This window comes from Pseudoalteromonas sp. GABNS16E (assembly GCF_028598715.1).
In the GTDB taxonomy this organism is placed as follows: domain Bacteria; phylum Pseudomonadota; class Gammaproteobacteria; order Enterobacterales; family Alteromonadaceae; genus Pseudoalteromonas; species Pseudoalteromonas atlantica.
This window is the reverse complement of record NZ_JAQREZ010000006.1, coordinates 35786-51406: the sequence shown is the minus strand read 5'-3', so window position 1 is coordinate 51406 and position 15621 is coordinate 35786. Positions and strand designations below refer to the sequence as shown.

The 15621-nt window shown below is 42.6% G+C and carries 15 protein-coding genes; 7 read left to right on the top strand and 8 right to left on the bottom strand.

The genetic code is table 11. The features are described 5' to 3' along the window. The first annotated feature begins 286 nt into the window (after positions 1 to 286). Positions 287 to 2317, top strand: coding sequence for a BCCT family transporter (locus tag PSI06_RS04170; protein WP_004586914.1), 2031 nt, complete (start codon positions 287 to 289; stop codon positions 2315 to 2317). A gap of 87 nt (positions 2318 to 2404) precedes the next feature. On the opposite strand, the gene PSI06_RS04165 is transcribed toward PSI06_RS04170, so the two are convergent. From PSI06_RS04165 to pspA, 8 genes are all read right to left on the bottom strand, one after another. After that, positions 2405 to 2749: a 4a-hydroxytetrahydrobiopterin dehydratase gene (locus PSI06_RS04165; RefSeq protein WP_004586913.1), complete on the bottom strand. Its 345-nt coding sequence runs from the start codon at positions 2747 to 2749 to the stop codon at positions 2405 to 2407. Positions 2750 to 2787: 38 nt separating this feature from the next. Beyond that, positions 2788 to 3585, bottom strand: coding sequence for a phenylalanine 4-monooxygenase (gene phhA / locus PSI06_RS04160; protein WP_004586912.1), 798 nt, complete (start codon positions 3583 to 3585; stop codon positions 2788 to 2790). Positions 3586 to 3822: 237 nt separating this feature from the next. Next, positions 3823 to 5004, bottom strand: a complete 1182-nt coding sequence (gene megL, locus PSI06_RS04155) for a methionine gamma-lyase (protein WP_273603194.1) — start codon at positions 5002 to 5004, stop codon at positions 3823 to 3825. Between the two features lie 145 nt (positions 5005 to 5149). Then, on the bottom strand, positions 5150 to 6178 hold the full coding sequence (locus PSI06_RS04150) for a YcjF family protein (protein ID WP_273603193.1): 1029 nt from the start codon (positions 6176 to 6178) through the stop codon (positions 5150 to 5152). Then, entirely contained in the window at positions 6175 to 7599 is a 1425-nt protein-coding gene (locus tag PSI06_RS04145; protein ID WP_273603192.1) for a YcjX family protein, read from the bottom strand. The genes PSI06_RS04150 and PSI06_RS04145 overlap by 4 nt, the downstream gene beginning before the upstream one ends. Positions 7600 to 7656: 57 nt before the next feature. Then, on the bottom strand, positions 7657 to 8058 hold the full coding sequence (gene pspC / locus PSI06_RS04140; RefSeq protein ID WP_273603191.1) for an envelope stress response membrane protein PspC: 402 nt from the start codon (positions 8056 to 8058) through the stop codon (positions 7657 to 7659). Continuing rightward, the gene (gene pspB, locus PSI06_RS04135) at positions 8055 to 8288 is read right to left on the bottom strand and encodes an envelope stress response membrane protein PspB (protein ID WP_004586907.1); all 234 of its coding nucleotides are present in this window, start codon (positions 8286 to 8288) and stop codon (positions 8055 to 8057) included. Before pspB ends, pspC begins: the two co-directional genes overlap by 4 nt. Positions 8289 to 8355: 67 nt before the next feature. Next, entirely contained in the window at positions 8356 to 9015 is a 660-nt protein-coding gene (gene pspA, locus PSI06_RS04130; protein WP_004586906.1) for a phage shock protein PspA, read from the bottom strand. A gap of 186 nt (positions 9016 to 9201) precedes the next feature. Here pspA and pspF point away from each other — a divergent pair, with 186 nt between their 5' ends. From pspF to PSI06_RS04100, 6 genes are read left to right on the top strand one after another with little or no spacing between them, the layout of a single operon-like run. After that, on the top strand, positions 9202 to 10266 hold the full coding sequence (gene pspF, locus PSI06_RS04125; RefSeq protein ID WP_055253116.1) for a phage shock protein operon transcriptional activator: 1065 nt from the start codon (positions 9202 to 9204) through the stop codon (positions 10264 to 10266). A gap of 15 nt (positions 10267 to 10281) precedes the next feature. Continuing rightward, entirely contained in the window at positions 10282 to 11889 is a 1608-nt protein-coding gene (locus PSI06_RS04120; RefSeq protein ID WP_273603190.1) for an ABC transporter substrate-binding protein, read from the top strand. Further along, positions 11889 to 12923, top strand: a complete 1035-nt coding sequence (locus tag PSI06_RS04115) for an ABC transporter permease (RefSeq protein WP_004586903.1) — start codon at positions 11889 to 11891, stop codon at positions 12921 to 12923. Before PSI06_RS04120 ends, PSI06_RS04115 begins: the two co-directional genes overlap by 1 nt. After that, positions 12910 to 13803, top strand: a complete 894-nt coding sequence (locus PSI06_RS04110; protein WP_024033801.1) for an ABC transporter permease subunit — start codon at positions 12910 to 12912, stop codon at positions 13801 to 13803. The genes PSI06_RS04115 and PSI06_RS04110 overlap by 14 nt, the downstream gene beginning before the upstream one ends. Further along, the gene (locus tag PSI06_RS04105; RefSeq protein ID WP_004586901.1) at positions 13804 to 14796 is read left to right on the top strand and encodes a peptide ABC transporter ATP-binding protein; all 993 of its coding nucleotides are present in this window, start codon (positions 13804 to 13806) and stop codon (positions 14794 to 14796) included. Beyond that, positions 14796 to 15557: an ATP-binding cassette domain-containing protein gene (locus PSI06_RS04100; protein ID WP_004586900.1), complete on the top strand. Its 762-nt coding sequence runs from the start codon at positions 14796 to 14798 to the stop codon at positions 15555 to 15557. Before PSI06_RS04105 ends, PSI06_RS04100 begins: the two co-directional genes overlap by 1 nt. Positions 15558 to 15621: the final 64 nt, after the last annotated feature.

The following is a 15621-nucleotide window of genomic DNA, read 5'->3' as shown; positions in this document are numbered from 1 at the left end:
TGTTAAACGTAGGTTGGGTTGAGTGAAACGAAACCCAACGACACATTAAAGCTTAGTGTTTTAGCAAAATTAAGAAAGCTCTAAGCCCTTTGGGTTTAGAGCTTTTCTGTTTAGATTAGAGTTTATCTCTTAAATAGCTAAACCGTTGGGTTTCTCTGTGCTCAACTCAACCTTAATTCAAAGCAATATACGTTTACAAACAAACGACTGAATTAGCCAACACACCCAAGATATAATAAGGTAGTAAAGCATACTTGAAAGTTAGCAATTAATATTAAGGATTAATATGACAAAAACTGCTTTACGCTCAACTATTTTGCTACCGGTATTTTTGCCCGCGGTATTTATTATTCTGCTTTTGGTCATTGGTACAAGTAGCAACCCTGAACTGGCAGGGCAAGCATTCAGTGTCGCCCTCAAGTGGATAACAGAAACCTTTGGCTGGTTTTATATGTTATCAGTTGCCATCTTCTTAGTTTTCATCGTTTGTGTTGCCGCCTCCAGCTGGGGAAATATCAAGCTGGGGCCTGATCATGCGCAACCGCAATACAGCTTTGGCGAATGGTTTGCCATGCTATTTTCGGCCGGTTACGGAGTCGCATTACTTTATTTTGGTGTAGCAGAACCCGTGCTCCATTATGCATCTCCGCCCGCGGGCGCCGCAGAAACCGTTGATGCCGCTAAGCAGGCTATGCAAATTGCATTTTTTCATTGGGGTTTTCATATATGGGCAATTTATGGGATTGTTGGTTTAGTGCTTGCTTACTTTGCATTTCGCCACGGCCTTCCGCTGTCTATTCGCTCAGCCTTGTATCCACTTATTGGTGATAAAATATATGGCCCTATTGGACACACTGTTGATGTGTTTGCCATATTAGGCACGCTATTTGGTATTGCCACAACGTTAGGGCTTTCGGTTACTCAAATTAATGCCGGGTTGCACTACTTATGGCCAAGCATCCCTATTAATACCACGGTACAAATTACCGCTATTGTTATTATTACCGCAGCGGCAACGCTTTCTGTGGTGGCAGGTATGGATAAAGGAGTGAAGCGTTTATCTATAATAAACATGACACTCGCCGTATCATTAATGGCCTTTGTGTTTTTTATTGGCCCGACTATTCATATTCTTGAATCGTTTTTACAAAATACCGGCAGCTACCTCAGTGGTATTGTTGAGCGTACTTTTAATTTACAAGCCTATAGCCGTAGTGATTGGATTGGTAACTGGACCCTATTTATATTTGGCTGGACTATAGCGTGGGCACCCTTTGTTGGTATGTTTATCGCTAAAATTAGCCGCGGCAGAACCATTAGGCAATTTGTTGTGGGCGTGATGCTAGTTCCGACTATTTTTACCTTTTTATGGTTTTCTGTATTTGGCGATACCGCGCTAAATTTAATAATGAATGAAGGGTTTAATACTTTAATAACCGATGTTCAAGCAAACCATGCCGTTGCGCTATTTCAATTATTTGAAGTGCTACCGTTATCGTTTATTATTTCGCTACTAACGGTTATCTTAATTATTACCTTTTTTGTAACCTCATCTGACTCGGGCTCGTTAGTTATTGACTCCCTCGCCTCTGGCGGGAGTATTGATACGCCTGCATGGCAACGGGTGTTTTGGGCTGTGCTTGAAGGCGCTGTGGCTGCTGTTTTATTAGTAGCAGGTGGGCTAAGTGCACTACAAACTATGACAATAGCCAGTGCCCTACCCTTTGCTATTATTATGCTTATTGCAACCGCGGGACTTTGGCGCGCACTTACCATTGAAGGCCATCGCGATACGAGCTTACAAGCACATGCGCTCAATAGCCGTAATGTTAACCTATCTCATTGGAAGCGCCGGTTAGCCGCTATGGTTAATTATCCGAATAAGGAAAAAGTGCATACCTTCATCAGTAGTGTGGTGGTACAAGCAATGCAAGCTGTACAAGCAGAATTAAAAGCGCGCCAGTGGCATGCCGAGGTAGATTTTGATACTGACTTAGGCCGCGCCCATTTAACCGTACTACGCCATGAACATGTTGATTTTGTGTATGATATTCGCCTTACTGAGCACCCAATGCCAAGCTTTGCCTATACAGAGCTAAAACCGGATGCTGATAACTCCGAGATGTATTACAAGGCAGATGTTTTCTTACGCCGCGGTGGGTTATCTTACGATGTATATGGCTACAGTGAAGATGATATTGTGAAGGACATTCTTGATCAATTTGAGAATTACTTGCACTTTTTAGGTAACAGCCCAGGGGAACTTCCGTGGGATATGGCCGAACACGATGACATGTTAAATAGCGACAAACCTTAAATAAGCGCTTTATTTAACAGCGCAATTTTGATGCAATAAAAAAGGCACTGAAAAGTGCCTTTTTAGTCTGCTCAATTAATTTTTTAATTACAGCGCGTTAAATACGTCGTCTGTTTTAGCTGCGCAAATAAAATCGTTTTTGTGCAGGCCTTTAATTGAATGGCTCCACCACGTTACGGTTACTTTGCCCCACTCGGTTAATAAACCAGGGTGATGGCCTTCATCTTCTGCCATATCACCTACTTTATTGGTAAACGCCATAGCTTGTTTAAAGTTTTTAAACTTATAAACACGCTCAAGTTGCATAATGCCGTCGCGTACCTCTGGTACCCAGTCTGGAATTTTTGTAATAAGTTGGGCAAGCTCTTCCTCAGATACCTTTGGCGCATCTACGTGACAGGCTTCGCATTTTTGTTCACTTAATGAAGACATTTTAAATCCTTACTTTAGCGTTTCTTTTTAAATTAAAGTTAACCGGCTAATTTTTCTTTAGGTGGAAATTTTGGGTCGTGCAAACCAAGCGCTTTAGCTTGCTCAACCAAAGTCATAATATCCATTTGCGATATATCAAACAGATCATGAATCGAATTTATGGTGTAGTACTGTGGTTGCATAATATCAATGCGGTACGGCGTACGCAGCACATCAATTACGCTCATAGGCGTTATCTCTGGAGTATCTGAATACACGTACTGGGTTTCACCTGGGCTTGATAATATACCACCGCCATATATACGCAGGCCGTTTTCGGCTTGCATTAAACCAAACTCAACCGTAAACCAATACATACGTGCAAGGTATACACGATCTTTTTTCTGCGCTGCATACCCTAACTTGCCGTATTTGTGTGTGAATTCGGCAAAGTCAGGGTTTGTTAGCATAGCGCAGTGGCCAAATATTTCATGGAAAATGTCAGGCTCTTGCAGGTAGTCAAACTCTTCTCGACTACGAATAAACGTCGCTACCGGAAATTGTTTGTTTGCCAATAACCTAAAAAATTCATCAAAATCGATAAGCGCAGGTACAGGCGCTACTTGCCAACCGGTGGTGGCAAGAAGCACTTCGTTAAGTTCGCTTAACTGCGGAATACGATCGTGTGGTAGGTTTATTTTTTTAAGCCCATCCATGTACTCATCACAAGCTTTGCCTTCTATGCACGCAAGTTGGCGCGTAACAAGCTCAGACCAAATTTTGTTTTCTTCTTCGCTCCAATGAATAACACCGTTTTCATCGGGTGTTTTAGAGGTGTATTTACTTGCTTTAGCCATAATAACCTTCTTGGGGTTAAGCCCTAAATGTGTGTCAGTGTGATACTCAAGATTAGTGAATATCTAATGCTGCCATACTATGCAAAAGTGAAGAAAAGTTTAATAGTTAGGCGGATATCTACATTTAGCACGATCCCCTAAAGTGTACATATAAAATTACACCACCGGCATTAATATTATACAACCAATAAAATGAAGGCGTTAAGGGTAAATTTATCTGTACAGAAATAAATACACCTAACAAATTAATGTAAAAGCTTGGTTTAAGTCGTCAATAATATCGTTAACATCTTCAAGCCCTACAGAGAGTCTTATTAAGCCATCACTTATGCCTGCGGCTGCTCGCTCCTCGGGTGTGTAAGGAGAATGCGTCATTGATGCGGGGTGCTGAATAAGCGTTTCGGCATCACCTAAACTTACAGCAAGTGTGCAAAGCTTCATGCTATCTATAAACTGCGCTCCTTGAGCAAGGCTGCCTTTAATTTCAAATGCAATAACGCCGCCTGCGGCTTTCATTTGCTTGCCTATATATTTGTTGCCGGGGTGCGATTTAAGTCCAGGGTAATAAACAATATTAACCTGTGGGTGCGTCTCTAAATATTCGGCAACCGATTGCGCGCTTTGGCAATGGCGCTCCATGCGTATAGCTAAAGTTTTTAATCCGCGATTAATAAGCCATGCGTCGTGCGGGCTTATGGTGGCACCAATATCTTTAAGTACCGTCATTTTTATTAAGGTAATGTGCTCATGCGTTCCACACACAAGCCCCGCTACTACATCGCCATGGCCGTTTAAGTACTTAGTGGCACTGTGTACAATAATATCTATGCCGTACTGCTTAGGTGATTGCAGCAGTGGCGTTAAAAAGGTGTTGTCGACCACACTAATTAAATTATGTTGCTTAGCGAACGCGCCAATTAAGGCTAAATCAATGACTGCCATTGTGGGGTTGATTGGCGTTTCTACAAATATCATTTTTGAATTAGGTTTTATAGCAGCGCGAAGCTCGCCCTCGTTGGTCATATCAACAAAAGTTACTTCAATTCCCCAGCGCGGTAACATGTGAGCAAAAAACGCAAAAGTACATCCATATAATGCACTTGATGCAATTAAATGATCGCCCTGCGATAAAAAGCTTAATACCGACGCCGATACAGCCCCCATACCTGTGGCGGTAGCAGCAGCAGCTTCGCAGCCCTCTAACTGTGCTACTTTTTGCTCAAGTTCGGTGGTGGTTGGGTTACCCAGGCGGGTATAAATATAACCATGCTCATCGCCTGCAAAACGCGCGGAACCTTGTGCTGCATTTTCAAAATGAAAGGTAGAGGTTTGATACAAAGGCGACGTGAGTGCGCCATGCGGATCGTTTGCTTTTTGCGGGCCATGAATACATTGGGTATTAATATGCTGCTTGCTCATTGTGTGCTCTCGTTTTTATTATGTGTGTCAATTACATAAATAAAACGCACCGCAGTTTAAATCACAAGCATGCCGGATGCACAGATGGCTATTTGTGCAAAAACCGCTCAGCGCGGTTTTGTACACAAATATTGCCACTGCTACTTTAGGTCGATGGCTCGGCCTTTTTACGGCTCATGATTTTGCTGGCAATACTTTGCACTGTGCCTTTTAACAAGCTGCGTTTGTTTTCAAGCCGTGGTAATGGGCGGCTAAGCTCCATTGCTTTGTAACCAATACGTGCTGTAAAAATACCAGCGCTTACACCTTGCGCTGCACGTCCCGAGAGCTTACCTAAAAGCTCAGCACTGAGCGCTGTGGCTGCTAAATCAGATACAAGCTCAGCACTGCCTACAAACATAACTTGTTTTATTAGCATACGGTAGAGCTTAATGCGGCTTGCGTAACCAAAACCAATGCCATAAATTTTACCAATTTGCTCTATTAATTTAGTACCGCGCCAAAGTACCGCCATCATGTCCATCAGCGCAAGGGGGCTTAGGGCAACAAGCAACGCTGACTCTGTCGCAAAGCGGTTTATAAGCTTTTTAGCTTGCGTGTCTTGCGTTATAAGCAAGCTATTTGCGTAAAGGGTCATTATTTCTTTATCGCTATGGTGTGTAGCCACTTGGTTTTTAAACACGTCGAAGTTGTCGAGCTGCTGGTGCTTGTTTAGTTTTTCAAGCCAGGGTAATGCGCCACCTACTTGCTCGCTATTTAAGAGTCTGTCGGCTTCTTGGCGGTGTAACTGATTACGCTTTAAACTGCGCAGCATTCTGTATTCGCGCCATAGCATGCGTCCAATTAGCAACACACCGCTTACCACCGCCGTTAAATACACGCCGCCTAAAATGACCGACTGCTGAAACGCAAACACTAGCGAATAAGCAAACTCAAGTAGCACTAACACTAAAAAGCTTACAGCAAACACCCCTTTAAGCGTTTGCCATTTAGACTTTTTATATACCGGCTCTAGGTCTATTTCTTCATCAAGTAGTTCATCTTCAGGCTCTTCAATGTATTCACTTTGACCCTGGGTAATTATTTTTGCAGGAGCAAGCGTCGTATCAACCTGCTCATCAGCTTGGCTATCAATTCGCCTACCTGCTTGAAAAGTTTGCTGTGTGTCGTTCATGATAATTTGTCTCCTAACAAGTACTGCATCACATGATCAAGGCGAATATGCTTAAGTTGCTTATCGGGGTTTGGCATAGGCGCAAACGATAAAAACTCAAAACCCTGCGCTGGCCACTCATTTTTATTAAGCATGCGCTTTGGTGGCTGTGGGGGTAAATAAGTAAGCCAATCTTGCTCGTTTAATGGTTTACCATAAATACAATCAAGCGTTTGGCCTTTATCGGCCACTTGGCGCGGCTGCGTTGCTGCAATTGACGACATTGCCATGGTTTCTATTTGTACGCCATCAAACTTTAAGTGATTACTTTGCTCATGCACTAGCGAGTCAAGTAGTAGTGCTAGGTCTTTATGGTGCTTTGCACTTATATGATCTGACTTATTTGCAGCAAACAGTATTTTATCGATATTGGGTTTAAATAAACGCTTAAAAAAGCCCGACTCGCCATAATTAAAATGTGCGAGTAATTGGTTTATTACACTACTTTGCTCTTGGAGTGTTTCGTGGCCTTCATTTAAAGCGCTGAGTACGTCTACCAACACAATTTGGCGGTCAAAGTGTTTAAAGTGCTCATTATAAAATGGCTTAACCACCTCTTTTACATAGGCGTTAAAGCGCTTAATCAAATGCGCTAAGTTAGAGCCTGGCACTACCTCATCACTTTTTATATGCTGCGCATTTACCGGAAAAAACAACAAAAGCGGCGCACCTTGTAAGTCGCCAGGCATTAGCATGCGCCCAGGTTGTAACATGGCAAGCTTAGTATCTTTTTTAAGGCCCACCAGCATACTTTGATAAAGCGCTGCAATGTGTGCAAGTAAGCCTTCATCTACAGGGGCATTTAAATCAAGCTGTTCAAGCGCGTTTAAAAATTCTGTAGAGGTATTCACACGTGGGTGCTGTAGTAACAGCGGGTATTGTTGCTCGCACCACTGACTATAGCTTTGCTCAAGCATAGGTAAATCAAGTAGCCACTCACCAGGGTAGTCAATAATATCTAAATACAGCGTAGATTGCGGCGAAAAATGCCCACGCAACCCAGATGCGCTTTGGTATTTAATCGCTAAACGCAGGGTATTAATGCGCTCGGTTGATGCAGGCCATGTAGGCTCCCCATCGCTTGGGAGCAAGGCATTAAGCGCCCGCGTATAGTCAAACGTAGGAACTTTTAACGCCTCTTGCGGCACCACTTTGGTGGCTATATGGCGGTGCTCTCGCATTACATCAAAAAACGGTAAGTTTTTATCATCGCTTTGTGTTGTAAGGTGCTTAACAAGTGCGGTAATAAACGCGGTTTTACCACTGCCACTTAGACCGGTTACGGCCAATTTTACGTGTTGATCTAAACTGCGATGAAGGGCTTTTTGGGCTGAACCTTTAATACTTTTAAAGGTTTTTTTGGCAAATGAAGTGCTACTCATAATGGGCTAGCACTTCATTGATGCTGTTAATCACCGAAAAAAGTGCTATTAAATCCTTTAAAGTTTGTTGATTTCACGGCTAACCGTAAACTCGCTTGAAGTAACATGGCGCTCCATATCTTGAAGACGCGTGTCTATTCGCGTTAAACGCTCTTTTAAGTCTTGCAATGCGCGGCGCGGTGGCTCGCCTTTTTGCCATACTTTAAATTTAACTTCTAGCGGATCGTCAGTTTTAGTTGAGCTACTAGTATGTATAGTTGTGGGGTCTTTTTTATCTAAAATAAACCACGCTGCAATATACGCTACCACAAATAATGGGCCACCCGTTAGCAGTACCGCACTAACAAAAATAATGCGAACTAACCATAACTCCATATTAAAGTAGTCACTTAATCCCGCACATACACCGGCGATTTTACCGCGCCGTGGGTCTCTTAATAATTCGCGTTTGGCACTCATACTTTGCGTCTCCATTGTGGTGACTCTTGATCGAGTAATGCTTCAAGGGTTTCTACTCTATCAGCCATTTTTTCGGCCTTATGGGCAAGTTCCAATAACTGGCGATGTTCATGCTCACTTAACCCTTGGCTCACTTGCTTTTTGCTACGGTAGTGCAAAATTAACCACAGTGGCGCAACAAAAATCATGAACAAGATAAATGGTGCAATTAGTATCTCTGGATCAAACATAATCCTCTCCTGACAATCCGTAATCGATGTTTTAAGCAGTGGGGCACTTTAAGTACCCCTTTATAAGTTATTTATCAGCTAGCTTCTTTTTAAGTTCGGCAAGCTCATCATCTATCTTTTCATTTTTTTGTAGGTCGGCAATTTCATCTGCAAGCGACTTTTTACCTAAATCGTAAGACTCTATTTGAGATTCTAGTCCATCAATTTTAGTTTCGTAGCGCTCAAAGCGATTAAGTGCATCTTCTACTTTAGAGCTATCAAGGGCTTTTTTCACTTCAAGGCGCGACTCAGCCGAACGTTGACGTAAAATAATTGCCTTTTGACGTGCTTTAGCATCGGCTAGCTTTTCTTGTAGAGTAGTGACTTCTTGCTGAAGTTTCTCAATATGAGACTCTACATGCTCAAGCTCAGACTCTACTGCTGCGACTGCTTCTGCCGACTTTTGCTTTTCAAGTAACGCTGAACGCGCTAAATCGTCGCGGTCTTTACTTAATGCAAGCTCTGCTTTGTCTTGCCAATCACTTACTTGTGCTTTTAGTGTGTCTACACGACGTACTAATTCTTTTTTCTCAGCCAGTGTTTTAGCTGACGTAGAGCGCACCTCTACCAATGTGTCTTCCATCTCTTGGATAATAAGACGAACCATTTTTTCTGGGTCTTCTGCTTTATCTAAAATGGCATTGATATTAGAATTAACAATGTCTGCAAAACGCGAAAAAATTCCCATAACATTTACCTCTGTAATATAAACTTAGTTGGTCTGCTGTAACTAGTATCAATATGCTTGCCAACTTTTTAAATTCTAAAATACACTTTATTTTCATTAAGTTAAACTAAATATACAAATTCCTTTAGTTATCCCTGATTATGAAATACACTAACTGTTAGCAAAAATGACCAAGAGTTAGGAAAAATGAGCCAATATCGCCAACAGGATAATTTACTCGGCCAATCTGATAGCTTTTTAGCTGTACTTGATCAGGTATCGCAGTTAGCTAATTTAGATAAGCCAGTGCTTATTATTGGCGAGCGAGGAACCGGTAAAGAACTTATAGCTGCCCGTTTACACTTTTTATCAAAGCGCTGGGATCAAAACTACGTAAAGCTTAACTGTGCAGCCCTTAACGAAAACCTCCTTGAAAGTGAATTATTTGGTCATGAAAGTGGGGCTTTTACCGGGGCAAGTAAACGTCACGAAGGTCGCTTTGAGCGCGCTAACAGCGGTACCTTATTTTTAGATGAATTGGCTAATACATCAGCTATGGTACAAGAAAAGCTTCTGCGCGTTATAGAATACGGTGAATTTGAGCGAGTCGGTGGTAAACACACCGTAAAGGTAGATACTCGTTTAGTGTGTGCCACCAACGAAGATTTACCCCACCTTGCTGAACAGGGCGAATTTAGAAGTGACTTACTTGACCGCTTAGCCTTTGATGTAATTACCCTGCCACCACTGCGCGAACGTCAAGACGATATTATGCTACTTGCTGAGCAATTTGCCATGAATATGGCACGCGATTTAGAGTGGGAGTTATTTAGTGGCTTTACCCGCAGCGCCACCGAAACCCTGCTAAATTACGATTGGCCGGGTAATATACGCGAGCTTAAAAATGTAGTTGAGCGAAGCTTGTATCGTCATGGTAATGAACATATTCCCGTTCACCAGATTATTTTAGACCCATTTGAAAGCCGTTTTAGACCCAAAGCACGCATTAAAGCTCCTATTGCAACACCGGTTGCCCCAGCTGAGCCTACAACACTAGCCACACCTGTTAGCGAGCTTAGTAACGAGCTTAGCGCCCCAATTGAATTTCCGTGTAGCTTAAAAGAGCGCTCTAACGAATTTGAAATAAATATGATTAATAAAGCCCTTGAGCATAGCCAATTTAATCAAAAGAAAACTGCAGAAGTACTCGGTTTAACGTATCATCAATTACGTGGTTATCTTAAAAAATACAATTTATTAGAAGATAAATAGTTAGAGGTTATGCGAGTGCATAAAATACTACTTGTTTTACTAGCCAGCACCTTAACAGGCTGCTTTGATAGTAAAGAAGAAATTATAGAAGAGAAAAACCAAGGCCTCGTTTATTGCGCCGAAGCGAACCCTGTGTCGTTTAATCCGCAAGTAACAACCACTGGCTCAACTATTGATATTATTGCTAATCAGTTATTTGACCGTTTAATTAGTATTGACCCCGTTACTGCAGATTTTAAAAGTGAGCTGGCAACCGATTGGAAAATTAGCAACGATGGAAAGTCGGTTACCTTTACGCTACGTAGAGGCGTAAAATTTCATTCTACCTCGTACTTTACCCCTACTCGCGATTTTAACGCTGATGATGTTATTTTTACCTTTAGCCGATTATTTGACGTGTACAACCCGTACCATTTTGTAGGCGATGCAAACTACCCGTATTTTCAAAGTGTGGGGCTCGATCAACTTATTCGTAAAATTGTACGCGTGTCTGACTATCAAGTGCGCTTTGAGCTATTTCACCCAGAAAGCAGTTTTTTAACGAACATGGCCACCGACTTTGCCGTGGTGCTGTCGCAAGAATACGCAATGCAATTAAAAGCGCGAGATCAAACTAATTTATTTGATCAGTACCCTATTGGCACAGGCCCCTACATTTATAAAGAGTACCGACGCGATCACTTAGTGCGCTTTTACCGCAACCCTCTTTATTGGAAGCACGATGTTGCCCTTGAACAGCTGGTTTACGACATTACGACAAACGGCACTACGCGCATAGCAAAAATGCTCACTAAAGAGTGCGATGTAACCGCGCACCCAAGTAGCGCACAACTGAGTATTTTAGCGCAACGAGACGATATAAACGTTGAAAAAGAAACCAATTTAAATATTGGTTATTGGGCCTTTAATACTGAGCGAGCCCCTTTTGATGACATTAGAGTGCGCAGAGCCCTTGCGCATGCAATTGATATAGACAAAATAATGCAAGCCGTTTATTACGGTAATGGTATACGCGCGCAATCTATTTTACCGCCGACTTCGTGGGGCTTTGAACCACAAGAAAACATGCCTATGTTTGACCCAGAGCTGGCTAAAAAACTACTCATAGAAGCGGGGTTACCTAATGGCTTTGATATGACCATTTGGGCAATGCCGGTGAGTCGAATATACAATCCTAATGCCCGCAAAATGGCTGAGCTGATGCAAAGCGATTTACGCAAAATAGGTGTTAATGTAAGTATTGTTGAATACGAGTGGAATACTTTTATTCAGCGTATAGGTGAGCACCGCCACGATAGCGTATTACTCGGCTGGGCTGCCGATACCCCCGATCCAGATAACTTTTTTAGCCCATTGCTAAGCTGCACCGCCACTTTTAGCGGTAAAAACCCAGCCAATTGGTGTAACCCACAGTTTGACTTATTGCTTACCCAAGCGCTCGACACCACCGATTTAAGCTTACGCAAGCAGTATTACGATCAGGTTCAAGCGCTCATTGTTGATCAGCTCCCGTTAGTGCCTATTGCTCATGGTATGCGTTTTCAAGCAAATAGTGCCGATGTAGAAGGGATAACCCTTGGCCCATTTGGGGCGATTTCACTCGCAAATGCGAGGAAAAAATAATGATACTTGACTATATATTACGCCGCCTTGGCTTATTTTTGTTTATGATTTTAATGCTAAGCATATTTACCTTTTCGCTTAGCTACTTGTTCCCAGGGGATCCGCTTAGCAACCTAAGTGGCATTCCTAGCGGTAATTTTTCTCAGCACAGTGAGCTTGAAGATAAATACATGTATGACAGCAACTACGTTATGCAGTATTTAGCGTTTTTAGGGCGTATATTTCAAGGTGATTGGGGCGTGTCGTTTGCCTCGGGAGATAACGTTTTTCAGCACATTTTAGATTTAATTCCAGCAACTTTAGAACTGTGTGTTTATGCGCTTATTGTATCGGTTGTGGTAGGTGTACCAGCGGGCATTTTGGCTTCAGCATACACACGCCGTTGGCCAGATAAATTAATTAGCTCTACCACCATGATTGGTTACTCTATTCCGGTTTTTTGGTTAGCGCTGTTACTTATTATGATTTTTTCGCTCAAGCTGGGCTGGTTTCCTATGTCGGGTAGAATGGGGTTACTATTTGAAATACCGCCTAATACCGGGTTTATATTAATCGATATTATGCTCGCAGGCTTCCCGTACAAAGGTGAAGCATTTATAGATGCACTGCATCACTTAACATTGCCGACCATAGTACTGGCCATGTTTCCTACCACTGTTTTAGTGCGCTTTACCCGCGACTCTATGCTTAAAGTAATGGATCAAAGCTTTATAAAAACAGCCAGGGCAAAAGGCCTTAATCGCCGCCAATTAATCATGCATCATGCGCTGCGCAATGCGCTATTGCCGGTAATAAAACAAATAGGGCTGCAATTTAGTACGCTTATTACGCTTGCCATGATAACCGAAGTTATTTTTTCTTGGCCGGGTATTGGCCGTTGGCTAATCGATAGTATTTACCAACGAGACTACCCTGCTATTCAAGGCGGTTTAATGGCGGTGTCTATGTTTGTTATTATTGCCACTATTGTTGCCGAGCTTACATATACTCTGTTCGACCCAATTTCGCGGAATCAGGCACATGGTAAAGTTTAAATTATTTTCTGAAGAGTCGAATAAATCGCCGCTAGCGCGTTTTTGGCGCAAATTTAAAAACAATCACCCCGCCTTGGTGGGGTTATGGATTTTTATGGCGTTTGCGTTATTGGCCGCCAGTGCGCCCTTTTTAGCGCCGTATGGAGTTAACCAGCAACATAGCGATGCTTTACTTATACCGCCATCATGGCGAGAAATGGGCGATGTGCGCTTTATTTTAGGCACCGATGATTTAGGACGCGATGTACTATCGCGCTTGATGAATGGCGCAACCTACACGTTTGGCTTATCGGTGGTGGCTGCATTTATTACCACCATTATTGGTGTGCTCGTAGGCACCTTTGCCGGCATTAGCCGCGGCCTTCGTTCAAGCTTTTTAAATCACTTGCTTGATATCACGCTCTCTATTCCGTCTTTGCTATTGGCGATTATTATTATCGCAGTGCTTGGGCCGGGCTTAATGAATACAGTGTGGGCTATTATATTGGCGTTATTACCGCAATTTATTCACTCTATTCGTAATTTAATTGTTGATGAGCTAAGCAAAGACTACATTACTGCTTTTAGGCTTGATGGTGCCTCTAACTGGCATATTTTGTCGCGGGGTATTTTTCCTAATATTTATGAGCACATTGTGGTTATTTTTACCACCGCGCTTTCTACTGCTATTTTAGATATTGCCGCCTTAGGCTTTTTAAAACTAGGTGCACAGCCCCCTACTACCGAATGGGGCGCCATACTGGCTGAGAATTTAGGCCTTATATATTTAGCACCTTGGACCGTTGCGCTACCGGGTGTATTATTATTTTTAGCGGTTTTGTCTACCAATTTAGTAGGTGATGGCCTACGAAAAGTGCTTAAAGCACGTAAGGCTGATTAAATGCAATTACTCGACGTTAGAAATTTAACCATAGAGCTGCGTACCTCAGAAACGGTAATTCGCGCTGTAGACAGAGTCAGCTTTAGCCTAAAAGAAGGTGAAGTACATGGCTTGGTGGGTGAGTCGGGCTCTGGTAAAAGCTTAATAGCCAAAGCCATTGTTGGAGTACTTAACGAACGCTGGCATATAACAGCCGATAGAATGCATTGGCGCGGTGTTGATTTAATGCGCTTAACCCCAGAGCAACGCAGAAAAACAGTCAGCCAAGACATTGCGATGATTTACCAAGACCCTAGCCGCTGCCTTGACCCGACCGCTAAAATATTTGACCAAATAGCCGAAACACTGCCTGAAACATCCACTAAAGGCTTTTTTTTAAAGCGCAATAGAGAACGTAAAGACCGCGTAAAAGCACTTATCCATAAAGTGGGTATTAAAAACCACGACGCTGTGCTTGATAGTTACCCGCACGAGCTCTCAGAAGGCGTGTGCCAAAAGGTGATGATTGCCATGGCCATAGCGCGCACTCCTAAGCTACTAATTGCTGATGAGCCGACTACAGCGCTTGAAAGCACCACCCGTGCACAGGTATTTAGGTTGCTAAAAAGCTTAAATCAATTAAAAAACATGTCTATTTTGATGATTTCTCATGAGCTTGAAGAAATAGCCGACTGGTCGCACGGTATTCATGTTTTATATTGTGGGCAAATGGTTGAAGCCGGCCCAACGCAACGTATTTTTCGCCAGCCTCGCCACCCTTACACGCAAGCGTTATTAAAAAGCTTACCCAATTATGAGCAAGGCTTGGCACACAAAGAACCCTTTTATGCACTTAAAGGCACTATCCCTACTTTGCAACATTTACCTATAGGTTGCCGATTAGGCCCACGCTGCCCTCAAGCACAAAAAGAATGTGTAATTACCCCTGCACTTACTAAGCACCATGGGCACAGCTATGCGTGTCATTTTCCGCTTATTAAGGAGATGAAGTAATGCAACCGGTATTAAAAGTACAAGCGCTTTGTAAAACCTTTAACATACGTGCCGGTTTATTTAGCCGCAAAAAATTTGAGGTACTAAAAAATATCTCTTTTTGTGTGGGCAAAGGCGAAACAATCGCAGTAATCGGTGAAACCGGTGCGGGTAAAAGTACACTCGCTAAATTACTCGCAGGGGCAGATAGCGCCGACAGTGGGCAAATTTTATTAGAAAGTAATATTATTGAAGATGACGGCGTGCGCGATGATCAATGTCGACATATCCGCATGATATTCCAAGACTCCGCTGCCTCGCTCAATCCGGGTCTCACCATAGGTGATATGCTAGATGATTGCTTGCAGTATAATACCGATTCAGACCAACTGGCTCGCCAAGAAAAAATAGATGCCACGCTTTCTAAAGTGGGGCTGCTAATCGATCATCAACATTATTACCCTCACATGTTTAGTGTAGGCCAATTGCAGCGTGTAGCGTTGGCGCGGGCGCTCATTTTAGACCCTAAAGTGGTGGTGCTTGATGAAGCACTGTCGGCTTTAGATCCCTCCGTTCGTGCGCAAACAGTTAACTTATTACTTAAGCTGCAAAAAGAAACCGGTTTAACTTATGTACTCATTACGCACCATTTAAGTTTAGTGCGCCATATCAGCGATCAGCTAGTAGTGCTTGAAAAAGGTGAGGTAGTAGAATATGGGCGTACCGAAGAGGTGTTTCAAAATCCGCAATCAAAAGTAACACAGCGCCTAATATGCTGTTAATTCTAAGCTTATATTTATAAAACAATACTGCCTAATCATTTTACTAAGCACATTGAAGTTATAA